The organism is Deinococcus metallilatus, assembly GCF_004758605.1.
GTDB lineage: Bacteria > Deinococcota > Deinococci > Deinococcales > Deinococcaceae > Deinococcus > Deinococcus metallilatus.
On sequence record NZ_CP038512.1, the window covers coordinates 1,770,770 to 1,792,835 of the forward strand.

Below are 22,066 nucleotides of genomic sequence, written 5' to 3' on the forward strand. Positions count from 1 at the left end.
AAACAAGGCCGCCGGGGCCACAGGGGGCGACCGGCGGGAAAGATCAGGAGAGAGGAGATTAAGGGACGTTGCAGACGTTCAGCGGGCTGGCGCTGTTGCGGGGGCTGGGCGCGCCCGTGGTGAAGTCGTCCCCGTTCTGGTTGGTATCCTGGCAGCCGCTGAGCTTGCGGAGGTCCGAGGTGGTGTTCGAGGGGGCCGGGGCCGCCGCCGTGCCTTCACGCTCGTTGGCGGTACCGAAGCCCACGAAGTCGATCACGTCGGCGTCGGCGGCACTCGTGATGACGTCGGCATTGTTGACCAGCGCGATTTTTCCGGCGGTGCCGCTCATGGCGAAAGTGCCCGCCGCGTCGGGCGTCGGCAGGGCAGGGGCGGCAGTGTTGGCGCCATCGGCCATCTTCACCAGGTAGTACTGCCCCGGCTGGAGCGTCGCCGTGGGGAGGGCGAAGGGCGCAGCACTGAACGTCCCCGTCGCCGACGTGTATTGCAGGCTCAGCCCGGCCGTGCTGATCGGCTGGGTACCCCGGTTGAACAGTTCCACGAAGTCACTGCGGTAGGGCGCACCATTGTTGCCCCCGCCGCCGTAGACCTGGCTGATCACGAGATTTCCGAAGGCCGGGCCGGAAGCGGGCGCCTGCACCGTCACCGTCAGCGTGCTGGTGTCGCTCACGCTGCCATTGGCGGCCTTCACCTCATAGGTGTAGGTGCCGGGGGCAGTGCCGGTGGGGGCACTCACGGTCACGTTGAAGGCCGCGCCGCTGCTGACCGTGGCGGGTGCGCTGGCGATGTTCGGTGCCCCGTTCTGTGGCGTCACAGTCACGGTCAGGTCACCCGTGGTGTTGGTCCCCGTGGCGATGAAGCTCTGGGTCTTGCTGCTGCCGTCGGCGGTGGCCGTCACGCTGGCCGTCTCGGGCGTCAGGGCGACGGTGGGCGTGGGGGCGGGGGGCTGGATGGGCGCCTGCGCGGTCAGGTGCACGCCGATCAGCACCGGGTCGTGGTCGCTGCTGCGGAAGGGGTCGGGGGCGTAGAAGCTGGACTGCTGCGCCGCGCTCTTGAATTCGGTGTTGTAGTCCAGCACGGTGGGTTCGTCGGCGTTGATGTGCCACTTGGCCGCGCCCGTGACCTGCGCGTGCAGGCTGGCGCTGGCGATGGCGTGGTCCAGGCTGCCCCACTGGCCGTCGAACTGGTAGGAGTAGCTCTCGGGGCCGAACTCGCTGACCAGGTCGTCGGCGGTACCCGCCGCATCGTCCGCGCCGCGCAGCAGGGCCAGGATGGGGTCTTCCATCCGGTAGGCGTTCAGGTCACCGAAGAGAACCCGGTCGTCCTCGGTCACGCCGGTGGGGTTGGTCGCCATCCAGCGGGTCAGCACCTTGGCCGCGGCGAGGCGGGTGGCGTTGCTGGCGCCCTGGCCGTCACCCTGGTCGGCGTCGCCATTGCAGGCGCTGCCCTTGCTCTTGAGGTGGGCCATGAACACCGTGACGCGCCCGCCGTTGGCGTTGCTCTGGAAGGTGCGGGCCAGGGTGGGGCGGTTGCACTCCAGGTAGCTGGCGTCGAAAGTCTTGTCCAGGATCGCCAGGTTGCCCACCGGGGTCACGCGCCCCGGCTGGTAGATCATGGCGACGCTGATGGCGTCGCTGCCGACGTTCGCGCCGGGATCGACATAGGCGAAGCGGCCGGGAGTGCCGCCGGTCGCGGGGTCGTTGAGGGCGTTCACCAGATTGGCGATGGAGGAATTGGCCCCGCGCACGAAGTCGTTTTCCATCTCCAGAATGCCCAGCACGTCGGGGTTCAGCCCCCGGATGGCCTGCACGGTCTTGGCCCGCTGGCGCAGGAACTCGTCGCAGGTGTTCGCGCCGCGCGGGTCGAGGCCGGTGGTCGTCCCCGCCGCCCCGGTGCCGCCCGCCGTGCAGGTGTTGCTGGTCCCGTTGATGGTGGTGAAGAAGTTCAGGACGTTCATGCTGCCCAGCCGCAGCGTGCCGCCCACGTCGGGGCTGGCGGGGCGGGGATCGCCGGTGATCTTCGCGCTGCTGGCCTGGAGGCGGTAGGTGTCCACGCTGCCGCTGCCGGTCCAGCCGTCGTTGCCGTAGCCCACCACGCCCGTGACCTGCACCTGGTCGCCGCCGCGCAGCGTGTTGCTGGCGCTGAGCGGCTGGCCGTTGCGCGCGAAGATCACCGGGTCGGGGTTCTGCGCGCGGCTGCCGTCGTCGATGCGGAAGGTGCGGTTCGCCACCTGCGCCGTGTAGGCGGCCAGGCCGCTCACGCTGGGCCGGTTTACCTGGGTGTAGGTGGGAATCCGGTCGTCAGCAATGTCGAAGCTCGCGCCGCGCCCCAGCGGGAAGTTGTTGGTCACCACGCCGCTGAGCGTCAGCCGCATCCCCTCGTAGCGTTCGCGCTCGGAGATGGGCAGGGGCAGGGTGACGGTCTGCGCGGGCGGCAGGGCCTGGCCGGTCGCCAGCCGGGTCACGCTGGCGCTGCTGGTCACGAGCTGCGAGGCGGTGTTGAACTCGGCAGGGGTGCCGACCACCCGCACGCGGTCGCCTGCCGCCACCGCCGGGCAGTCGGCATTGCAGTACACGAAGATGCCGTCACTGGTGGTCGGGTCACGGTCGGCGTCGATGCCCTCTTCCTGAAGGAAAAAGCCCTTGAGGCTCCCGGTCACGTTGGCGGTATGGACCGAGGTCACCACGCCCTCGACCGTCTGGGGGGTCGTCAGGGCCACCGGCGCGTCGCCGGTGGGCGTGCTGCCCTGGACGGCGCCGATGTTGGTCAGGCTCAACGTGCCGGGGTTGTCCGCCACGCTGAAGACGATGTGGAACGCGAAGGGGTCCTGCGCGGGGGAGGTCGCCATCGGAATCTGGGTGGCGAAGGTGACGACCTGGGTGCCGCCCGCCGCGACCGCGCCGCCCTGCCAGCCCTGGTGCGCCACGCCCGCGAGCTGCTGCCCGGCGGCCAGGGACACCTGGAGGTCACCGGTGTTGAGGTTCTGGGCCAGCGGCGTGGCGTCCGGGTCAGCCTCGATCATGCCGGTCGCCGCGTTCAGCCGCCGGGGCGTGTCCACCCGGAGGTCCAGCGCCCGCGCGGAGGCGTCCGAGCCGTCGAAGTAGCGCACCTCACGGAAGGGCGTGGTGCCCACTGTCGCGTCCGTCCCCTCGGTGTCGATGGGGATATAGGCGGGCGCGGTCAGGTTGACGCCCGAGCCGTTGGTCACCCGGAAGGTCGCGCGCAGGTAGCGCACCTTGTTCTGCTCGTCGGTGAAGGTGCCGAAGGACAGCGGGTCGAAGGTCAGGCCGCCAACCTCCTGCGCCTGGCCGGTCAGGCCGCCCGCGGGGCGGATGCTGGCGGTGGGGTTGGCGGTGGTGGCCCCGGTGATGCTCAGCTCGTAGGTGCCCAGGCTGGTCAGGGCGGGGCGGGTGGGCACGGCGGCGGTGGGCGCGGTGGGCGTGGACCCGGCCTGGGGGGTCTGCCCGCAGGCGGCCAGCGCGAGCAGGCCAGCCAGCAGCCAGCGGCGGTGGGCGGTCGGAATGGGCATCAAACAACTCCTTGTGAAAGGGGCGGACGGGACCGTCAGGGACGGGCTCTGACGTGCGGGAAGGTCAGACGTCGCGGGAATCGGAACGCCCGGGATTCAGGAAACCGCCCGGCCCCCCCGGCACGGAATAGCTCAGGGTGACGGCCTGCCAGGGGCCGAGATCCTGCACACGCGGCGGGGTGTAGGGGGTGCGGGGAGAGGCCGGGGCGCGGTCAGGGGTCCGGCCGGGTGCCGCTTCAGGACGTGGGGAATGGGTCATGATTCCTCCTTCAGAAGCCAGGCAAAAACCTCCCGCCTGGGGAGCAGCCGTTTCACCTGGATGAATGAAGTATAAGGCCTCAATGTGTTCTGCCCAATCCCCTGTGACGGGACGCCACTTGCACGGGCCAGCCTCTCTGACAGGCTCCCTTGCCCCTCGGGCCGTGCCGGGGTGGACGCGGCACGCTACGCTGCGCGCATGTGGGAGACGCATCCTGACGTGCTGGTGACCGACCTGGGCGACGAGCTGATCCTGATGCACGCGGGCCAGGGCCTGATGTTCAGCCTGAACGGCCCGGGCCGGGTGGCCTGGCAGGCGCTCCCCGGCAGCGCGCGGGACCTGGCCTCGGCGCTGGCCACAGCCTTCAACGTGGACCCGCAGCAGGCCCAGGCGGACGCGGAGGCGCTGCTGGCGGACCTCGCGGCGCGGGGCGTGGTGCGGCGGGCGTGACGGACCTGCCCCCCTTCACCAGCCTGGACGCCCGCGTGGAGGGGTGCGGTCTGGACGCCGGGACCTGGCACGAGCTGCGTGTCCGCTGGGGCCACCCGGCAGGCGTTCCCGTGCGGCGGGTGGTGAGGATCGTCGGCGGTTCCCGGTCGCCCGCGCCCGTCCCGGACCAGCCCCCGGCCGCGCTGCCCGTCCCGGGAGGGACACTGCCCCTCTGGACCCGGGGCGATCAGGTGTGGCTGGGGGAGCACCTGCACCTGGAGGTCTCCGGGGAAGGCGTGACCCTGACGGGCGGCCCGGGGGTGCCGGAGGCGGCGTGGGTGCTGGCCTTCGTGGAGGCGCACCGGGCGGGCGGATGGTTGCCGCTGCACACCGCCGTGCTGACCCGGAAAGGGCTGGAGCGCGCGGTCGCCGTTACGGGGGCCAGCGGGGCGGGCAAGAGCACGGCGGCGCTGCGGCTGGCCGGGGCGGGCCTGACGATCCTCGCGGAGGATCAGGCGTGGGTGCAGCCCGCCAGCGGCCTGACCCTCGGCCTCGACACGCATCTGCGCGCCTTCGAGGACAGCGTCCGGCGATTCGCCCCGCAGTTGCTGGGGCAGGCGGCGGGCCGGGACGCGCACGGCAAACTCCAGCTTCCCCTCACGGCGGCGGGGGGACGGGCCACGCTGGACACGCTGCTGGTGTTCGGCCTGCCCCCGCAGCCGGGTGCGGCCCAGCGGGTCCGGGCGGTCTGGGAGGCCACCGGGGTCCCCCTCACCCCCTCGGGACGGCGGCTGGCGGCGGCGGGAGTGGAAGCTCTGCTGCCCCGCCTCACCGTGCGGGGGGTGACGCGGGAGGACGTGCTGGCGGCGGTGCAGGGCAGGCTGGTGGATCAGGTGGGCTGAGGCGGCCAGGACCCGTCCTTCCGGCGTTCAGCCGTCGGGATAGCGGAAGACCTCGGGAAACCGCTCGCGGCTCAGGGGTTCGCCGTAAGCGTCGAGGGTGCCGCGCGCGTCCTCGATCCAGGCGTGGCCCTGCACCTTCGGCCCGCTCCGGGCCACGCCGCTCACGAACACGGCGGGGTGTCCCAGACGGCGCAGCGCGCGGTAGGTGGCGTAAGCCCGCGGCACACAGGTGCCCACCCGCGACTGCCGGGGATAGAGCAGCCGCGTCAGCCAGCTCACGCCGCCGAGCACGTCCTCCAGCGTGTCCAGCGGCAGGAGACGGACCGGGCGCGGCAGGGTCCAGCCCGCGAGGTGCCTGCGGGGGTCACCCCCGGCCCGGACGGCAGCTCGGGCCGCCAACACGTCGGGGAGCAGGGCGGGCAGCCAGCGCAGGCGCCGGGGCAGCACTTTCCAGCGGCTCTGCCAGAGCACGGCCCCCGGGCGCAGCCCGTCTTGCCAAACCGCGCGCTGCAAGGCGGGCCGGGTCGCCAGGGCCTCCAGCGCGAACTGCCCCCGCAGCGGGTCACATACCCCGCGAAACGCCGCCCAGGTGTGCGTGGCCCCCAGTTCCCGGGCGCGGGCCTCCAGCGTCTGAGCGGTGAGGCCGTGGCGCGCGATCAGCCGCCGCATGTCGGGATAGTCGGCGGGTTTCAGGCTGCCCAGGTCCCCGCCCCACTGGCGGCCCAGGGCCAGGTTGACCACCACGGCGTCGCGCGGGTCGGGCCGCCACACCGGCACCCCTTCCCAGTCCACCAGCCGTGCCCCGGCCCAGACCGCCCGGGTGAGGGCCAGCACGCGGTCCTGCCGCCCGACTGCCCAGGCGGCCACGAAGCGGTGAACGTCGAGCCGGGTGTGGCCGCCCGGGCTGTAGAGGTGCGCGCTCTCGTGGGTCCAGCGGCCGGGCCGGGCGTGCTGCCCGTCGCTGCGCCACCCCTGCGCGAGCGCGAGATGCACGGCCCGCGTCACGGCGGCCGGGTCCGCCGGAAGCAGCACGTCCACGTCGCCGTAGAAGCGTTCGCCTGGCGTGGCGTACTCGAACTCGGCCAGCGCGAAGCCCTTGAACAGCAGGGCGGGAATCCCCCCCCGCGCCCAGGCGGCGAGCAGGGGCCGCAGTTCGGCGCGGATCAGGGCGTGCCGCGCCCCCAGCGCGAGGTGCCCCGGGCGCAGCCGGGCACGCAGCGGGTGCCCTTCCGGGAGCCTGCCGCGCACCTCGCCCGCCAGCCCCGCCGCCAGCAGGTGCGCCGCGTCCGCCGGACCGACCTGCGGCGGATCGGTCGTCAGCGCGCGGACGAGAACCGCCGGGTCAGGCGCTCTCAGGGGAACCTCTGCGGCTGGGTGATGGGTCGCGCATGTCAGAAGCGGGCGCGGGCCTGCATGCCGGTCAGGCGCAATTGCTCGCCGGTCAGGCTGTCCCCACTCGCCGCGCGCAGGCCGAAATAGGCGTGCCCGGCCTTCCCGGCCTCGTCGAGAGCCGGGCCGGACAGCGTGAAGGGCCGGTTCTGCCCGGGGGCGAGATTCAGCGTGCCGACCGAACGGCTCGCCTCCCCGCCCGCCTCACAGGCCACCAGCGACGGCGAGAGGGCCGTGCAGGTGGAGGGCAACCCGTCCAGGCTGGAGCGGACGTAGACGCTCACCTGGCTGAGATTGCCTCCAAGCGACGAGTACCGCGCCTCTCCCGTGACGCTGAGTTGCTGGAGAACCTGCGGCACCTGACTGCCCCCCAGCGCGTCCTGGCGCACGTACAGCACGCGGCCCAGCGCCAGCGCACTCGGCTGGAGGTCGACGGTCACGTCCGCGATGTTCACAGGTGGCGTGGGGACGACGCCGCAGGACACGAACACCAGGGCCACGCCCAGCCCCAGGAACGGCCGGAGCGCGCGCTTCAAAACGCCACCTCCTGCACGACCGGATGCAGCAGCATCTCGTCGACGCGGGCGTGGGTGGGGGCGGTCAGGGCATACACCACGGCGTCGGCCACGTCGGCGGGGCGCAGCCAGGCGGCCTTGTGGGCCTCGCCCTGCACGCTGTCCGCGAAGAAGGTGTCCACCATCCCGGGCCGGATTTCGGTCACGCGCAGGCCGTAGCCCTGGCCCTCGGCGGCCAGCGCCTGCGTGACGGCCCGCTGCGCGTACTTGCTGGCGGTGTAGAGGGCGCCGCTCGCGAAGGTCCGGGCCGAGACGTCGCTCGTCACGTTCACCACCTGTGATCCCTCGCCCCGCGCGTGCCGCGCCCGGAAGTGCGGGATCAGGGCGCGCGTGACCAGCAGCGTCCCCAGCACGTTGGTGTCCATCACGCGGCGGTACTCCTCCGGCGTGATCTCCTCGACGGGCTGGAAGGAGCCGACCCCGGCATTGTTCACCAGCGCGTCCACCCCCGCCCGCACTGCCGCCTCCGCGAAGGCCCCCACGCTCGCCTCGTCCGTCACGTCCAGCGGGTAAAACGTCGCGCCGGGCCTGCTCAGCCCGCTCACGTCACGCGCCCCCGCCACGACCTGCGCGCCCCGCGCCGTCAGCGCCTCCACGACCGCCCACCCGATCCCCTTGCTCGCCCCGGTCACCGCGACCACCCGGCCCGCCAGCGTTCTTTCCTGCATCGTCATAGGGGGAGGGTAGCAGGGTGAGCTTTCCGCCGTGCATCTACGCCCAAGACAGGAGGGGACGGTTTTCTCCTTCTCCCCTTGCGGGACTGGCCGTGCCCCTCCTTTGCTGATCGCTGAAAGCTGACCGCTATCCTGCCCCCATGACCAAGGCAGCCAAGTTGAGCAGCGTGACCCTGAAACCCGGCGCGGTGCGGCGGATCGCGGGCCGCTACCCGTTCGGGCACACGGGTGACATTCAGGCGGCGGACCCTGGCATCGCCCCGGGCGAGGTGGTGGAGGTCCGCTCCCCGGACGGCGCGGTGATCGGGCGCGGGTACTTCAACCCGGAGGGCGCCACGCCCCTGCGGATGCTGACCTGGGACCGCGAGGACATCAACCTGAACTTCTACCGCTCGCGGGTGCGGGCGGCGCTGGCGCGGCGGGCGGGACGGATCACGGGCACCGACGCGCTGCGGGTCCTCCACGCCGAGGCCGACGGGATGCCCGGTGTGGTCGCGGACCAGTTCGGGGACGTGCTGAGCGTGCAGCTCCGGAATGCGGGCGCGGAGCGTCACCGTGACCTGATCCTGCGGGCGCTGCGGGAGGAGACGGGCGCGGCCTCCGCCTTCGAGCGCAGCGACACCGCCGAACGCCGCCGCGAGGGGCTGGCGTTGCGGACGGGCGTGCTGTGGGGTGACGTGCCGGAGCGCGTGACCTTCTTCGAGGACGACCTGACCCTGCACTTTTCCCCGATGGACGCGCAGAAGACCGGCTTTTTCCTCGACCAGCGCGACAACCGCCGCCTGATGCGCTCGCTGGTGACGCCGGGCGAGGGCTTTCTGGACGTGTACTCCTACACCGGCGGCTTCAGCCTGCACGCGGCCCGCGCGGGCGCCAAACCCGTCGCCCTCGACAAGGATCAGGTCGCGCTGGGCGTGCTGGAACGCGAGGCGCGCGAGAACGGCGTGAGTGTCGGCGTGCGCTGGGGCGACGCGCTGGAGACGCTGACGGCGCTGGAACGTGAAAAGCGGGTGTTCGGCGCGGCGGTGCTGGACCCGCCCACCCTCGCCAAGCGCAAGGACGACGTGCCGCGCGCCAAGCGCATCTTCACCGATGGGGCCGAACGCGCCCTGCGGATGCTGAAGGACGGCGGGCACCTGCTGATCAGCACCTGCGCGCATTACATCCGGGTGGACGACCTGCTCGACGCCGCGCGGGTGGCGGCGGGCGAGGCGAAGTGCGGCGCGGAGGTGGTGGCCGTCACCTACCAGCCCGCCGACCATCCGCACCTGCTGAGCGTGCCGGAAAGCCTCTACCTCAAGAGCATCCTGCTGCGGAAGGAAGGGTGAGGAAGCAAGGGTGATAGGCGCGTCTGATCAAGGGCTTGGAGAGCTTCTCCGTTCCCTGCCGGTCCCAGGTCACCTATGAGCGGAATTCGGGTCCTCGAATCCTTCCTATGCTCCAAGTCGGGTGCACCGGATGGTGGAGATGATGCCATCATCGTGACGCCCCACTTTGCCGCTGTCCTCGACGGCGCCACGGATAGCTCGGGGGTGACTTACGGCGGTATAGGCCCGGCCAGATTTGTTGTAGAGGCGGGTCTTAACGCTATTCGGCAACTGGCACCTGATGTTACGGCCTGCGAAGCTGTCAAGACCCTGTCCCTTGCCGTACAGCAGGCTCTCCGCACTCCCCCTGACCAAGCTCTATGGCGACCTCCATGTTTCGTGTTTGCAATGTATTCAGCAGCTCGGCGGGAAATCTGGCGCGTCGGAGATACACAGTATCTGATCGACGGCATCGGCCAGAATCCAGATCTAGTGGTTGATCAGGTCACAACTGCTGTCAGACGTATGGTCCTTCACGCCCAATTGGCTCAAGGGGCCACCATTGAGGACTTGCGACGTGAAGACCCTGGACATGAGGCCGCAACTCCGCTTTTTGTCCTTCAAACCCAGTTCATGAACAGAGCCGGGAGTCCGTTCAGCTACGGGGCCGTCAACGGCACTGCTGTGCCTGTGGAGTTAATCGAGGTGTTGCCTGTACCTTCCGGAGCAAAGGAAATCGTCCTGGCCACCGATGGTTACCCGCAGGTCTATGCAAGCTTGCAGGAAAGTGAGGCGGGGTTGCAGGCCGTGCTGGAGCAAGACCCCCTGCTGATCAATATTCACATTGCTTCGAAGGGCTGGTGCCCTGGGGCAGCGTCCTTTGATGATCGGGCCTATCTCCGTCTGGACGTGTCTGTAGCAAGATAGGCGAGTACGCCAACCCGCAGGCAGCCCTCCCCTCTCCGCCCGCCTCAGTCCGCCTCGTTCCCCTCCACCAAGACGGCCTCCAGGGCCGCCAGGTCGAGGAGCGTGACGGTCTGGGGGCTGACCTTCAGGATGTCCTGCGCCTCCAGCTTCTTCAGGACGCGCGAGACGGTTTCGCGGCTGCTGCTGGTGCGCGCCATGATGTCATGGGTGCCGAGCGGCAGCACCTCCGGCTGGGGCGCGTCCGCCGCGACGCGCTGACGGTACAGGTTGGAAAAGACGTGCGCGAGGGCCGCTTCCGTGTTCTGCCCGAAGGCGATCAGCTCGTCGTTCAGGAAGGTCACGCGCCGGGCCAGCATCTCCGCGAGATTCCACAGGACGCGCGGGTGCCGCCGCAGGATCAGCTCGAAGTGGTCCCGGTGCAGCATCAGCGTCCGCACGGCAGTCAGGGCGCGGACGGACGCGCTGCGTTCCTGACGGGCCAGCACCGCCGTTTCCCCCACCACGCCGGGCGCGTAGATGTCGCCCAGCACGCGCTCACGGCTGCCCAGACTGACGCGGCTGACCCGCACGACGCCCGCCGTGATCAGGTGCAGGGCTTCACCCTGGGCATCCTGCTCGACCACCAGTTCACCGGGCTGGAAGGTCCGTTCGGTCACGACCCTCAGCGCCTCGCGCATGGCGTCCTCGGGGACGTTCTGGAAAAGGGGGGAGCGGTTCAGATCGTCCAGACAGGCCATCGGGCGCATCCTAGCGTCAGGCGGCGCGGCTGCACAGGCCGCAGGACACGTTGGGCCGCCCCCCGCCCGGCCCACTGCGCTACAGTGCCCCGCGTGACGACCCCGGCTCCCGCCCTCGCGGCCCACGACCTCCGGCACGCTTTCGGCACCACCCCCGTGCTGCACGGCGTGAGTCTGGCGGTGCGCCCGGGCGAGGTGGTCGCCGTGACCGGCCCCAGCGGCAGCGGCAAAAGCACCCTGCTGCACCTGCTGGGCGGACTCGACACCCCACAGGCGGGCGAGGTGTGGTGGGCGGGCGAGCGGGTAGACACGCTGGGAACGCAGGCGCGGGCGGTGCGGCGGGCGGGCCGGATCGGGCTGGTGTTCCAGCACCATTACCTGCTCGAAGACCTGAGCGTGCTGCAAAACGTGCTGGTGCCCGCGCTCCTCACCGGGCAGGACGGCGCGGACCGGGCGCGCGAGTTGCTGGCCCGCGTGGGCCTGGCCGGGCGCGAGGGTGATCTGCCGGGCGTGCTGAGCGGCGGCGAACGCCAGCGCGTCGCCGTCGCCCGCGCCCTGGCCGTCCGGCCCGCCGCTGTCCTGGCCGACGAACCCACCGGCAGCCTCGACCGCGCGAACGCGGAGGTGGTCGCCGGGCTGCTCCTCGACCTCGCACGCGAGGAGGACGCGGGCGTGCTGCTCGTCACCCACGACGAACGCCTCGCGGCCCGCGCCGACCGGGCGCTGCACCTGCTCGACGGGCGGATTCTGGAGGCGGAGGCGGTCCGTTAGCCTATCCCATCCTCAAGTGCGCCCTCTTTGGTAAGAGGTGGGCCGCCTCATACACTGTGTTCCAGCATGTCAAGGGATGAAGTGTTCAGGTTGATGCCGCACGAAGTATTGCTGTTGCCGACGTAGAGGCGAATTCCGAGGCAGGGCCAGAAGCTCAGCAATCCAGGCTATGAGTTCCGGCAGCACCGAATGCTCAACGTATCGTCGTGCGGCAGCAGCAACATTATTGGACACAGCTCCCACACGCACATAAAGCCGCTCATACCCCACGTTCTCGTTTGGCGCCCAGAAATGTGCATCAAAGAAGATTCCTCCTGCCCCGTAGATCATCTGTGTATCTATTTCAATACCAGCCTCAGACAGCGCATCAGCAAAGGCAGAGGACTTGAGGATGAAACTCATGCCCTTTGGCAGTGGTCCTTTTTCAATCCTCATCGTCATACCGCATGGACTGTCTCTTACCGGGGAACGTCTTGCCTGTACGCCCCTCACCACCCCGCCCGCGCGTACACGTCCGGCAGGGTGGGCTTCACTCCGAACTCGGCGGCGGCGCGCTGCGGCCAGTGCGGGTCGCGCAGGAAGGCGCGGGCGAGGGCGATCAGGTCAGCAGCGCCTTCCTCCAGCACCTGCTCGGCCTGGGCGGGCGCGTCGATCATGCCGACCGCCATCACGCGCAGGTCGGGCACCTCCTGCTTGACGCGGGCGGCGAAGGGCACCTGATAGAGCGGCCCGGGGGTGATCTGCTGGAGGGGCGTCAGGCCACCGCTGCTCACGTCCAGCACGTCCACGCCCTCAAAACGCAGCAGGCCCGCGAGCTGGACGGTCTGGTCGGCGTCCCAGCCCCCTTCGGCCCAGTCGGTCGCGCTGACCCGCACGAACAGCGGCAGGTGCGTGGGCCAGGTGGTCCGGACGGCCCGTACCACTTCCAGCAGGAAGCGCACCCGGTTCTCGAAGCTGCCGCCGTACTCGTCGGTGCGGGTGTTGGCGAGCGGCGAGAGGAACTGGTGCAGCAGGTAGCCGTGAGCGGCGTGAATCTCCACCACGTCGAAGCCCGCGACCAGCGCCCGCCGCGCCGCCGCCGCAAAGTCGGAGGTGACGCGCCTGATGTCGTCCACGGTCATGGCGACCGGCTGCGGGTAGTAGACGTTGTAGGCGGTGTCGGACGGCCCGATGACCTGCCACCCGCCCGCCTCGGCGGGAACGGCGCCCCGCCCACGCCAGGGCGCATAGGTGCTGGCCTTGCGCCCCGCGTGTGCGAGCTGCACGCCGATCAGGCCGCCGTAGCGGTGAACGAAGTCGGTGACGTGCCCCAGCGGCACGATCTGCTCGTCCGTCCACAGGCCCAGGTCCTCGGGGCTGATGCGGCCTTCCGGGGAAACGGCGGCCGCCTCGGTGAAGATCAGGCCCGCGCCCCCCAGCGCGAACTGCCCCAGGTGGGCGAGGTGAAAGTCGTTCGCCAGGCCGTTTTGCGCGCTGTACATACACATGGGTGACACGACGACGCGGTTGGGCAGGGTGAGGTTCCGCAGTTTCAGCGGCGTGAAGAGGAGGGGTTGGGATGCGCCCTCGGCGGGCGGTGTGGCGGCGGGCTGCGTCATGCCTCCGAATGTAGCCGCGCGCCGCGCCGCTGCGCCAGATGGCGGACGCTTCATGAGGGGCGGAGGTTCCTCCTGTCCCCATGCACTTCACCGCATCTTCCAGGTCTGAAGCCCGAGAAGTTATCCCCGGCTTCTCGTTATCTTCTCTGTAGCCCCCGGCCTTATCTGGAGGGCCACAGCATTGAAAGGTGCTGAGGATTGAAACGAGGACTGGCCCAACCCCCCCACCCACGAAACCCTGCACCGCCTGCTGAGCCGGTCCTACCGCATCGCCCTCGCCACCGAGGAGGATGGCCGGGTGATCGGCTTCGCGCAGGCGATCAGCGACGGCGTGCTGACAGCCTTCATTCCACTGCTGGAAGTGCAGGCCACATACCGGGGGCAGGGCGTCGGCTCGGCGCTGATGCGGCGCCTCCTCGCGCAGCTTGATCATCTGTACGCCGTGGACCTGAGCTGCGACGACGAACTGGTGCCGTTCTACGGGCGGCTGGGCTTCGGGCAGGCGAACCTGATGTTCCGGCGCAGCTACGCGCGGCAGAACGGCGCCCCGCTCCTGACCGTGTGATCCGCCGCGTATCCCTTTGCCCCTCGACAACGCGCGTAAGGTGAGGCATGAGCGATCCCAACTTCGAGAAGGGGCTGGAAAAACGCCGTCAGGTGATGGGCGCCGAGTTCGTGGAGCGGGCCTTCGCGGGCGGCCCGGACGCCTTCGGGGCCGACTTCCAGCACTTCATGACCAGCTACGCCTGGGGCGCGGTGTGGGGCCGGGAGGGGCTGCCCGACCGTGAGCGCCACATGCTGACCCTCGCCATTCTCGCCGCCCTGGGCCGCGAGCGGGAACTGGAGGGGCACCTGCGCGCCACGGCGAACACGGGCGTGACGCCCCAGGACCTCAGCGACGTGTTTCATCAGGTGGCGATCTACGCGGGCGTACCCGCCGCCATCAGTGCCGTGGGTATCGCGAAGCGGGTGCTGGCGGAACGGGAAGGGCAGCAGGGTTAACTGCTCGCGCTCGTGTAACTCGCCACGGCCTTCAGCCAGAACAGCCGCGTGAGGACGAAGAGCGCCCCCGCCACCAGCGGCGAGGCGAACGCCAGCGCGGGCGTGAGGGTGCCCGTCATCGCCTGGGCGGGCACCGTCGTGATGAAGGCGACCGGCAACACGAACGTCAGCAGGGCGCGCACGGGCACCGGGAAGGCCGTGACCGGAAAGCGGGCCGCGCCGAACACGCCGTTGAAAAGTTCCGTGATGTTCTGCGTCTTCACCCACCAGAAGGCGGTGGTGGAGAGGCCCAGCCAGATGCAGTACACGATCACCACGGCGCTGAGGTACAGCACGGCGGCACTCAGCACGCCGGGCAGCGTGACGGTCAGGTGCGCCGCCGCGTAGGCGATCAGCCCCGCGCCGATCAGCAGGTCCGTCACGCGCAGCACGTTGAGGTTGCGGGCCGAGACGTTGAACTGCGCGTCCACCGGCTTGAGCAGCGTGAAGTCCATGCTGCCCGTGCGGATCGCCTCCGCGATCTTGCTCATGTTCGGCTGGATGAACACGCTGATCACGCCCTCGGTCAGCATGAAAAACCCCGTCACGAGCAGCGCCGCCTGAAAAGACCACCCGCCCACGCTGGTCGTCCCCGGCTGCCCGAACAGCACCGCGATGCCCAGCAGCGCCACGCCCGCCTCTCCCAGGCTCGCCAGCACCGCCCCCAGGAAATTCGCCCGGTACTCCAACTGCGCGGAGAGCGTCGCGCCGGTGAAGATGCGGATGAGGCGGAGGTAACGGGTCACGCCCCCACCGCCCCGTACTTCCGCAGCCCCACCCGCCACACGAGCAGCCGCGCGGTCCAGAAGACGAGCAGCCAGGCGGCGAGGACCAGCGCGCCGCGCCCGGCGTCGGCCAGGGTGGCCTTTCCGGAAAGGAGTTGCGCGGGGAGGCCCAGCATGTACGGGAAGGGCGTCCACAGGGCGATCTGCTGCACCCAGGCGGGATAGAAGGCGAGGGGGGCGAACATGCCGCCCAGCGCGGCGTACACCAGCCACACCACCTCCTGAAAGCTGGTGCTGGATTCCGTCCAGAAGGCCAGCAGGCCAAGCGTGTACTCCCACAGGAAGCGGGCGCTGAAGCCCAGGAACGCCAGGCCCAGCGCCGCCAGGTACGCGGCGGGGTCGGTGGTGAAGCGCGCCCCCGTCCACCACGCGAACAGCGCGACGAGGGCGAGCAGCGCGGGAAACCGCACGAGGCGGCCTGCGACGTGATCCATATACCTCTGCCAGATCGGATCAAGGGGCCGCAGCAGCTTGGGCGAGAGGGTGCCCTGCCGGATGTCGAAATCCAGGTCCCAGGCCACCCACACCACCAGGAGTTGCGACACCACCCAGGTCGCCAGGAAGTACGTGGCGAACTCGCCCGGCGAGTACCCGCGAATCTCCCCGCCCGGCGCCGCCGCCGCCTGCGCCATCCACACCAGCATCATCACCAGGCTGAGGGTGCTGGACAGCATCCAGATGATGATCTCCGCGCGGTATTCCGTCATCTCCGCGAATTGCACGGCGAACAGCACGCGGAGTTTGCGCCAGAAGGGGGTCATGGGCGCCTCCAATGCACGGCTCTGCGAGTCCGGCGCGGGAAGTGGTAAGTGGGAAGTGGAAAGTGGAAAAAGACAGGCGACCGACCCACTGACCACTCACCACTAACCACTGACGATCTCCTTCCGCCCGAACAGCTCCGCCATGACCGCCTCGATGGGCGGGTCCTCCACCGTCAGGTCGGCCACGTCCAGGTCCGCGAGGAGGCGGGCGGCGCGAGCGCTCACCTCGGCGCGGGGGACGGTGAGTTCGGCGCTGAGGCCGTCCACGCGAATGGCCGAGCCGTAATGGGCGAGCTGCGCGGCGGTCACGGGCTGGCGGAGTTGCAGCCGGATGGTCTTGCCGCCCCGGCTCTGCCCCGCGAGCCGGGCGAGGTCCCCGTCGAAGACGAGCTGGCCCTGATCGATCACCAGGATGCGGCGGGCGAGGGCAGTCACGTCCGCCATGTAGTGGCTGGTCAGGATGACGGTCGCGCCGTACCGCTCGTTGTAGTCGCGGATAAAGGCGCGCACCGATTCCTGCATGTTCACGTCCAGACCGATGGTCGGCTCGTCGAGAAACAGCACGCGGGGCCGGTGCAGCAGCGCGGCGGCCAGTTCACACTTCATACGTTCCCCGAGGGAGAGCTTGCGGACCTGTTTCTTCAGGATGCCGCCCAGGTCCAGCACGTCGGTGAACTCGCGCATCGTCTCGCGGTACTGGGCGTCACTGATCTCGTAGATCGCCTGGTTCACCAGGAAGGAGTCCAGGGCGGGGAGGTCCCAGAGGAGCTGCTGCTTCTGGCCCATCACCAGCGTGATGCTTTTCAGGAACGCGGCCTCGCGGCGGCGCGGCTCGAACCCGGCCACGCGCACCTCCCCGCCGGAGGGGTGCAGCAGGCCCGAGAGCATCTTGAGCGTGGTGGTCTTCCCCGCCCCGTTCGGCCCCAGGAAGCCCACCACCTCCCCCGGCGCGAGGTCGAAGGACACGCCCCGGACCGCCTCCACCGCGCGGGTCTTGCGGTTCACGAAACCCTTCAGGCTACCCAGGAACCCCGGCTCCTTCTCGTGGACGACGTACTGCTTGCGGAGATCACGGACGCGCACGCTGGCATCCGGGGTGAGAGTGGTCATAGGTGGCCTCAGAGTACGCGGCGGGCGGGGGACGGGAATGCGCGAAATGGCGTGCTTCAGAGCGGCTGCGCGAGAAAGACCGCGTGCCCGTCCGGGTCCAGCACCTCGGCCTCCCGCACGCCGTATTCCATGTCGCGCGGTGGGGTGAGGATCGTCAGTCCGGCCTGCGCGATGCGGCGGGTCAGGTCGTCCACATCGGGCACGGTGAATTGCAGGTTGACGCTGCCCCGGCTGGCCTGCGGGGTTTCGGCAGGGTGCAGCAGGAGAGGCACGCCCGCGTCCAGCGTGACCATGCCGAACTCGTCAGACAGGACGGGTAAGCCCAGCAGGTCCGCGTAGAAGGCGCGGGAGGCCTTCACGTCGCGGGTGAGGACGATGACGGTCCCGATACGGGCAGCGTCAGACATACAGCTCCGGGTCGTGTTCCACGATGTCGAGTTCGTACCCGTCCGGGTCGCGCAGCTTCAGCACGCGCCCGAAGCCCTCGTCGAGAATGACGGGGTCGGGGAGGACACCCGCAGCGGAAAGGCGCGCGGCGAGGCTTTCCAGCCCTTCCTGCGCCTCGAAGCCGGGGAGGGCGAAACCGGCGGGACGGGGCGCGGCGGTGCCGTGCAGGTACAGCAGGAACTCCCCCCGTTCCAGTTCCGCCCACCCGCCGTGGCGGTGGAGGCGGCGCAGGCGGAAGCCCAGCCGTTCATACCAGGCGCGGCTGCGGTCCACGTCGGTCGCATAGATCAGCACGTAGGGCCTCACGCGCGGTCCTCCTGGCGGTACTGCGCGGCGGCCTCTTCCCCAGCCCGTCTGGCCTCGGCCTCGATCTGGAGGTGCTGGCGCAGGGCACGTTCCACATAGGCGCTGAGGCTGAGGCGGGCGTCCACGCTGGCGATCTTCACCGCGCGGATCAGGGGCCCAGGGAGATAGATGTTGAACTGCCGTTTGTCGTCGTCGCCCATATCTCCATCGTACTAGGTTGCTAGTAAGCTAGCAATCAAACCTTCTGTGCGTTGCGTGCAGGGCTGTTCCCCGGACAGTCACGGTGCGGCGCTGGGCGCGGGTTTACCCTCCAGGCATGTCCTCCCCCGCCGTTCACCCCGAGGATGATCCGCTCGCCACGCGCCCCACGCCGCCCGCCCTCGCCCGGATGTTCGTGGGCGTGGCCCTGGCCGGGATCGGCGGGGGGCTGCCCGCGCACACGCGACGTGCCCTGACCACCCGGGGCTGGATGACGGAGGAACTGTTCGCGGAAACCTTTACCCTGGCGCAGCTCACGCCGGGGCCGAACGCGGTAAACCTGGCGGCGATGGTGGGCGCGCGGCTGGCGGGACGGCTGGGGGCGGTGGCCTCGGTGCTGGGGGTGCTGACGCCCGGCCTGCTGGCGATGCTGGCGGTCAGCGTGGTGACGCTGGGGCAACCCGGCGGCCTGCCCCCCAGCTTGCAGAGTGCGCTGCGGGGCGCGGCCTGCGCCGCTCTGGCCGTGCTGCTCACCGCCGCGCTGCCGGTCGTGCGGGTGGGCTGGGGCGTGCGGGGCGGGGCGGTGATCACGATGCTGGCCTTTCTGGCGCTGGGCGTGCTGCGCCTGGACCTGCTGCCCGTGCTGCTGGTGCTGCTGGGGGCGGGCCTACTGATCCACCGCCCCAGGAGGAGCGATGCCTGACCTCTGGGAGATGTTCCTGGCCTTCGCACGGCTGGGCCTGATCAGTTTCGGCGGCACGAACGTCGCGGAGATCGAGCGTTCCCTGGTGTTGCAGCACGGCTGGATCGACGCGCGGACGCTGGCGAACGGGTTCGCGCTGGGGCAACTGATGCCGGGGCCGAACATGCTGGCCGTCACGCATTACGGGTACGCCGCCGCAGGGCTGGGCGGGGCCTTGGCCGCCACCCTGGGCTTCTACGGCCCGACGGCGCTGCTGAGTGCGGCCGCCGCCCTCGCCTGGCAGCGGCACAGCGCGCACCCCTGGGTGATCGCCTTCCGCAACGCCCTGCTGCCCTTCGGCGGCGGCGTGATGCTGGCCGGGGCGCTGGTCCTCGCCCGCACCAGCGTGACCTCGCTGCCCGCCGGGCTGCTGGCGGCGGCGGCCTTCCTGCTGCTGTGGCGCACGCGGGTGAACAGCGCCGCAGTGGTGCTGGGGGCGGCGGCGGTGGGGGCGCTGCTGGGGCTGTAGAGGATGCTCTAGCATGGGGGGCGTGACCACGGACTGGCGTGAACACGCGCCCACCCGGCGCGCGCGGCCCCCGCAGGTGCGCGGCGCGGTGGCACGGCCCCGGCTGCTGGCGCTGCTGGCGGGGGCGCGGGTGGTGACGGTGGTGGCGCCCGCCGGATACGGCAAGACGACCACGCTGGCCGCGCACCTCCCGGACCTGGGCCGCGCGGCCTGGCTCACGCTGGATGTGGACGACGCGGACCCGCAGGTGCTCGCCGCGGGCCTCGCGGTGGCGGTGGCGGGCCTGCCGGGCGGGGAAGGGCCCGGCACGCTGCTCGACGCGGGCGCCACGCCCCGGCGCGTGGCGGCGCGGGTCGCGGACGTGCTGGAGGGGGCGGGCGCCCTGCTGGTGCTGGACGAGGCGCAGCACCTCGCCGGGCCGCTGACGGAGGGTGTCCTGCGGGAACTGCTGGGCGGGCGGGTGGCGCTGCTCTCGCGCACGCCGCTCGCCACCCCGGACCTGACGCGGCTGGAGGCGGGCGGGGACCTGACGCGCCTCTCCGCGCCGGACCTGGCCTTTACCCCCGCCGAACTCGCGGAACTGCTCGCCGCGCAGGGCGTGACGGCGGACGGGGCGGAGGTCCGGCTGGCCCACGCGGTCACGGAAGGCTGGCCCATCGCGGCGCGCTTCCTGGCGCAGGCGGCGGCGCAGGGCCGGGTGCGGCTGGCGAGCCTCGCGGATCTGGACGGCGGGGAGGCGCAACTGGGGACCCTCTTCGCGTACCTCGCGCAGGAGGTGCTGGGACCGCTGGACCCCTCGTTGCGGGCGCTGCTGACGCGCGGCAGCGTCTTCGAGGAACTCACGCCCGACCTGCTGGCGGACGTGCTGGCCGCGGACCACGTGGACGGGCGGGAGGCAGGCGCGTTGCTGGACGCGCTGGCCCGCGGCGGCACCTTCCTGACGCGCACCGGGGACACGTACCGGGCGCATCCGCTGCTGCGGGCGCACCTGCGCGGCCTGCTCACGCCCCGCGAGGCGCGCGAGGTGGCCGCACGCGGCGCGGCGTACTTCGAGCGGACCGGGCGGCCCCGCCGGGCGCTGGCCGCGCACCTCCAGGCGGGGAACGCGGCGCGGGCCGCGGAACTGCTCGCGCAAAACGGCGGGCGCTGGCTCGCGCAGGGCCGCGTGACGCTGGTGGACCGCAGCCTGGCCCGCCTGCCCGCCGGGGCCTGGACGCCCGCCCTGCACGCCCTCGCCGGGGACGCGCTGCGCCTCGCGTCCCGCTACGGGGAGGCGCTCGCCGCCTACGCGCAGGCGGACCCGCTGGCCCGCGCGCTGGGGGAAGCGCAGGTGGCGCTGGACACCGTGCAGCCGGACCACGCCTGGGCGGCGCTGGACCGGGCGGAGGCCCTGACCGCGGACGGGGCCACCCGGGCACAGGTGGGGCGGATGCGCGCCGAGAACCACCTGAACGCGGGGGAGCTGGGCCGGGCGCTGGCGCTCGCGCCGGACCTCGCCCTCGGGGCACGGTACGCGCTGCGCTCGGGGCAGCTCGCGCAGGCGCTCACGCTGGCCCTGCACGCCGCGCGGGGCGAGGCGGGGGGCGCGCGGGCCGCGCAGAACCACCGCGAGGGCCTGCTGCTCGCCGCCTTCCTGCATACCGTGCTGGGTGAGCCGCAGGACGCCGCCCGCCGCGCCCGCGAGGGTCTGGCGGAGGGCGAGCGGCTGGAAAGCCGTTTCGTGCGTTCGCTGGCGCTGGCCCGCCTGGGGCACGCCGAGGCCACCGCCGAACGCCTGGACGCGGCGCGGGCCGCCTACACCGACGCCCTCGCCCTCGCGCTGGACGTGGTGCCGCGCCTGCAAGTGGAGCCGCGCATGGGCCTCGCCTACCTGGAGGCCCGCACGGGCAACGCGGCGCTGGCGGGCGCGCACGAGGCGCAGGCCCTCGCCCACACCGGCGGGGACCATTACGTGACCGGCCTGACCCGCCTCACCGCCGCGCTGGGCCGCCTGCACGGGGGAGACGCGGCGGGCGCGGTGCCGGGTCTGCGGGCCGCGCAGGCGATCTTCCGAACCTGCGGGGACACCTTCGGGACGGGTGCGGCGGCCCTCGCGCTGTACGCGGCGGGCGGGGAGCATACGGAGGCGGCGGCGGAGGCCGTCACCCGCTTCCCTTTCCTGCTCACCCGGCGCTCGCTGCTCTCCCCTGCGCCGACACGTGCGGCGCGGGCGGCACTGCTCGCGCGGCTGGGCGCGGCGCTGCCGGAAGCACAGGCCGCCTTGCTCCCGGTGGCCCGCGCCCTGGGCTACCCGCACCTCCCCCGCCCCGAGGAAGTGCCGGGCGTGGACGTGCGCGTAACGGTCCTGGGCCGGGTGGCTGTCACCCGTGGGGGCCAGGGCGCGCGCGAGTGGGGCCGCGCCCGCGCCCGTGACCTGCTGGCCCTCCTCGCCGTCCACGAGGGCGGTCTGCCGCGCGAGGCCGCGCAGGAAGCCCTCTTCCCCGACACGGACCCCCAGGTGGGCGAACGCAATTTCCGCGTGACGCTGCACGCGCTGGGCCAGGTGCTCGAAGAGGGCGTGGTGAGCGGCACCTTCCTGGAACGCGGCGACTGGCTGCGCCTGCGGCCCGGCCCGGACCTCACCGTGGACCTGCAAGAAGCCCGCGCCTGGCTGCAAGCCGCCCCCGGCACCCCCGGCCGCGCGGACGCCCTGCTGACCCTCCCGGACCGCGTGGCGGACAGTGACCTGGAAGCCGTGCAGGCCGAGGCGGAACGCTACGCCCTCCACCTCCCCGAGGCCCTCACCGCCGAGGCCGACCACGCCCGGCGGGCAGGCCAGCCGGACCTCGCCGCGCGGCTGGCCGAACGCGCCCTGGCCCTCGACCCCGCCTTCGAGGCCGCCGCCCGCACCCTGATGCGCGTCCATCACGCCCGCGCCAACCCCGCCGCCGCTGCCCGCACCTACGCGGCCCTGCGCGCCGCCCTCGCGGACCTGGGCCTCACGCCCCTCCCCGAGACGGACGCCCTGCACCGGGCGCTGACGGGGCAGTGAGCGTGGACCGGGGGTGCCCAGGAACAACCCGCGACCCGCGCCCTGAAACGGCTCCGTGACGCGCCCGCCCTACACTCCCCCC

Annotated in this window: 24 protein-coding genes; 10 read left to right on the forward strand and 14 right to left on the reverse strand. The window is 71.4% G+C overall.

The genetic code is table 11. The features are described 5' to 3' along the window. Positions 1-58: 58 nt before the first annotated feature. Both E5F05_RS14525 and E5F05_RS14530 read right to left on the reverse strand, forming a co-directional pair. The gene (locus E5F05_RS14525) at positions 59-3,526 is read right to left on the reverse strand and encodes an ExeM/NucH family extracellular endonuclease (protein WP_221274128.1); all 3,468 of its coding nucleotides are present in this window, start codon (positions 3,524-3,526) and stop codon (positions 59-61) included. A 64-nt stretch (positions 3,527-3,590) separates the two neighbouring features. After that, a complete protein-coding gene (locus tag E5F05_RS14530; protein ID WP_129119349.1) occupies positions 3,591-3,785 on the reverse strand; it encodes a hypothetical protein in 195 nt (64 codons plus the stop codon). 198 nt (positions 3,786-3,983) lie between these two features. Between E5F05_RS14530 and E5F05_RS14535 the strand changes: the two genes are divergently transcribed. Together E5F05_RS14535 and E5F05_RS14540 are read left to right on the forward strand one after the other, a co-directional pair. After that, positions 3,984-4,235, forward strand: a complete 252-nt coding sequence (locus E5F05_RS14535; RefSeq protein ID WP_129119350.1) for a PqqD family protein — start codon at positions 3,984-3,986, stop codon at positions 4,233-4,235. Continuing rightward, positions 4,232-5,116: a hypothetical protein gene (locus E5F05_RS14540; protein ID WP_129119351.1), complete on the forward strand. Its 885-nt coding sequence runs from the start codon at positions 4,232-4,234 to the stop codon at positions 5,114-5,116. The genes E5F05_RS14535 and E5F05_RS14540 overlap by 4 nt, the downstream gene beginning before the upstream one ends. A gap of 27 nt (positions 5,117-5,143) precedes the next feature. On the opposite strand, the gene E5F05_RS14545 is transcribed toward E5F05_RS14540, so the two are convergent. From E5F05_RS14545 to E5F05_RS14555, 3 genes are all read right to left on the reverse strand, one after another. Then, positions 5,144-6,364 carry a lasso peptide biosynthesis B2 protein gene (locus E5F05_RS14545; RefSeq protein ID WP_241687170.1) on the reverse strand — a complete coding sequence of 407 codons (1,221 nt, stop codon included), beginning with the start codon at positions 6,362-6,364 and terminating at the stop codon, positions 5,144-5,146. A 143-nt stretch (positions 6,365-6,507) separates the two neighbouring features. Beyond that, positions 6,508-7,041: a hypothetical protein gene (locus E5F05_RS14550; RefSeq protein WP_129119353.1), complete on the reverse strand. Its 534-nt coding sequence runs from the start codon at positions 7,039-7,041 to the stop codon at positions 6,508-6,510. Continuing rightward, entirely contained in the window at positions 7,038-7,754 is a 717-nt protein-coding gene (locus E5F05_RS14555) for an SDR family oxidoreductase (protein WP_241687171.1), read from the reverse strand. The genes E5F05_RS14550 and E5F05_RS14555 overlap by 4 nt, the downstream gene beginning before the upstream one ends. Positions 7,755-7,894: 140 nt before the next feature. Between E5F05_RS14555 and E5F05_RS14560 the strand changes: the two genes are divergently transcribed. Beyond that, positions 7,895-9,082, forward strand: coding sequence for a class I SAM-dependent rRNA methyltransferase (locus E5F05_RS14560; RefSeq protein ID WP_164973490.1), 1,188 nt, complete (start codon positions 7,895-7,897; stop codon positions 9,080-9,082). 75 nt (positions 9,083-9,157) lie between these two features. Continuing rightward, entirely contained in the window at positions 9,158-9,988 is an 831-nt protein-coding gene (locus E5F05_RS14565; protein WP_129119354.1) for a hypothetical protein, read from the forward strand. A gap of 44 nt (positions 9,989-10,032) precedes the next feature. On the opposite strand, the gene E5F05_RS14570 is transcribed toward E5F05_RS14565, so the two are convergent. Beyond that, positions 10,033-10,725 (reverse strand): Crp/Fnr family transcriptional regulator, encoded by a 693-nt coding sequence (locus tag E5F05_RS14570; RefSeq protein WP_129119355.1) that lies wholly within the window; start codon positions 10,723-10,725, stop codon positions 10,033-10,035. An 84-nt stretch (positions 10,726-10,809) separates the two neighbouring features. Between E5F05_RS14570 and E5F05_RS14575 the strand changes: the two genes are divergently transcribed. Next, positions 10,810-11,496 carry an ABC transporter ATP-binding protein gene (locus E5F05_RS14575; RefSeq protein WP_129119356.1) on the forward strand — a complete coding sequence of 229 codons (687 nt, stop codon included), beginning with the start codon at positions 10,810-10,812 and terminating at the stop codon, positions 11,494-11,496. A 69-nt stretch (positions 11,497-11,565) separates the two neighbouring features. Here the strand turns inward: E5F05_RS14575 and E5F05_RS14580 are convergent, their stop codons facing one another. Continuing rightward, a complete protein-coding gene (locus tag E5F05_RS14580) occupies positions 11,566-11,937 on the reverse strand; it encodes a hypothetical protein (protein ID WP_129119357.1) in 372 nt (123 codons plus the stop codon). 47 nt (positions 11,938-11,984) lie between these two features. Then, on the reverse strand, positions 11,985-13,094 hold the full coding sequence (locus E5F05_RS14585; RefSeq protein WP_129119358.1) for an NADH:flavin oxidoreductase/NADH oxidase: 1,110 nt from the start codon (positions 13,092-13,094) through the stop codon (positions 11,985-11,987). 268 nt (positions 13,095-13,362) lie between these two features. Here E5F05_RS14585 and E5F05_RS14590 point away from each other — a divergent pair, with 268 nt between their 5' ends. Together E5F05_RS14590 and pcaC are read left to right on the forward strand one after the other, a co-directional pair. Beyond that, complete coding sequence (locus tag E5F05_RS14590; protein ID WP_241687177.1) at positions 13,363-13,659, forward strand: GNAT family N-acetyltransferase; 297 nt, start codon at positions 13,363-13,365, stop codon at positions 13,657-13,659. Positions 13,660-13,706: 47 nt separating this feature from the next. Further along, on the forward strand, positions 13,707-14,096 hold the full coding sequence (gene pcaC / locus E5F05_RS14595) for a 4-carboxymuconolactone decarboxylase (RefSeq protein ID WP_129119360.1): 390 nt from the start codon (positions 13,707-13,709) through the stop codon (positions 14,094-14,096). Here pcaC and E5F05_RS14600 read toward each other — a convergent pair. The 6 genes from E5F05_RS14600 to E5F05_RS14625 all read right to left on the reverse strand — a co-directional run bounded on the left by E5F05_RS14600 (position 14,093) and on the right by E5F05_RS14625 (position 17,744). Continuing rightward, on the reverse strand, positions 14,093-14,881 hold the full coding sequence (locus E5F05_RS14600) for an ABC transporter permease (protein WP_129119361.1): 789 nt from the start codon (positions 14,879-14,881) through the stop codon (positions 14,093-14,095). The genes pcaC and E5F05_RS14600 overlap by 4 nt on opposite strands. Next, complete coding sequence (locus tag E5F05_RS14605; protein ID WP_129119362.1) at positions 14,878-15,681, reverse strand: ABC transporter permease; 804 nt, start codon at positions 15,679-15,681, stop codon at positions 14,878-14,880. The genes E5F05_RS14600 and E5F05_RS14605 overlap by 4 nt, the downstream gene beginning before the upstream one ends. 102 nt (positions 15,682-15,783) lie before the next feature. Next, the gene (locus tag E5F05_RS14610) at positions 15,784-16,791 is read right to left on the reverse strand and encodes an ABC transporter ATP-binding protein (protein ID WP_129119363.1); all 1,008 of its coding nucleotides are present in this window, start codon (positions 16,789-16,791) and stop codon (positions 15,784-15,786) included. Between the two features lie 56 nt (positions 16,792-16,847). Beyond that, the gene (locus E5F05_RS14615) at positions 16,848-17,198 is read right to left on the reverse strand and encodes a VOC family protein (RefSeq protein WP_129119364.1); all 351 of its coding nucleotides are present in this window, start codon (positions 17,196-17,198) and stop codon (positions 16,848-16,850) included. Then, positions 17,191-17,544: a VOC family protein gene (locus E5F05_RS14620; RefSeq protein WP_129119365.1), complete on the reverse strand. Its 354-nt coding sequence runs from the start codon at positions 17,542-17,544 to the stop codon at positions 17,191-17,193. The genes E5F05_RS14615 and E5F05_RS14620 overlap by 8 nt, the downstream gene beginning before the upstream one ends. Beyond that, complete coding sequence (locus tag E5F05_RS14625; RefSeq protein ID WP_129119366.1) at positions 17,541-17,744, reverse strand: CopG family transcriptional regulator; 204 nt, start codon at positions 17,742-17,744, stop codon at positions 17,541-17,543. Before E5F05_RS14625 ends, E5F05_RS14620 begins: the two co-directional genes overlap by 4 nt. Positions 17,745-17,860: 116 nt before the next feature. Between E5F05_RS14625 and E5F05_RS14630 the strand changes: the two genes are divergently transcribed. From E5F05_RS14630 to E5F05_RS21935, 3 genes are read left to right on the forward strand one after another with little or no spacing between them, the layout of a single operon-like run. Beyond that, positions 17,861-18,445 (forward strand): chromate transporter, encoded by a 585-nt coding sequence (locus tag E5F05_RS14630; RefSeq protein ID WP_129119367.1) that lies wholly within the window; start codon positions 17,861-17,863, stop codon positions 18,443-18,445. Next, positions 18,438-18,953 (forward strand): chromate transporter, encoded by a 516-nt coding sequence (locus tag E5F05_RS14635; RefSeq protein ID WP_129119368.1) that lies wholly within the window; start codon positions 18,438-18,440, stop codon positions 18,951-18,953. Before E5F05_RS14630 ends, E5F05_RS14635 begins: the two co-directional genes overlap by 8 nt. Positions 18,954-18,966: 13 nt before the next feature. Next, on the forward strand, positions 18,967-21,984 hold the full coding sequence (locus E5F05_RS21935; RefSeq protein ID WP_129119369.1) for an AfsR/SARP family transcriptional regulator: 3,018 nt from the start codon (positions 18,967-18,969) through the stop codon (positions 21,982-21,984). The last annotated feature ends 82 nt before the right edge of the window (positions 21,985-22,066 follow it).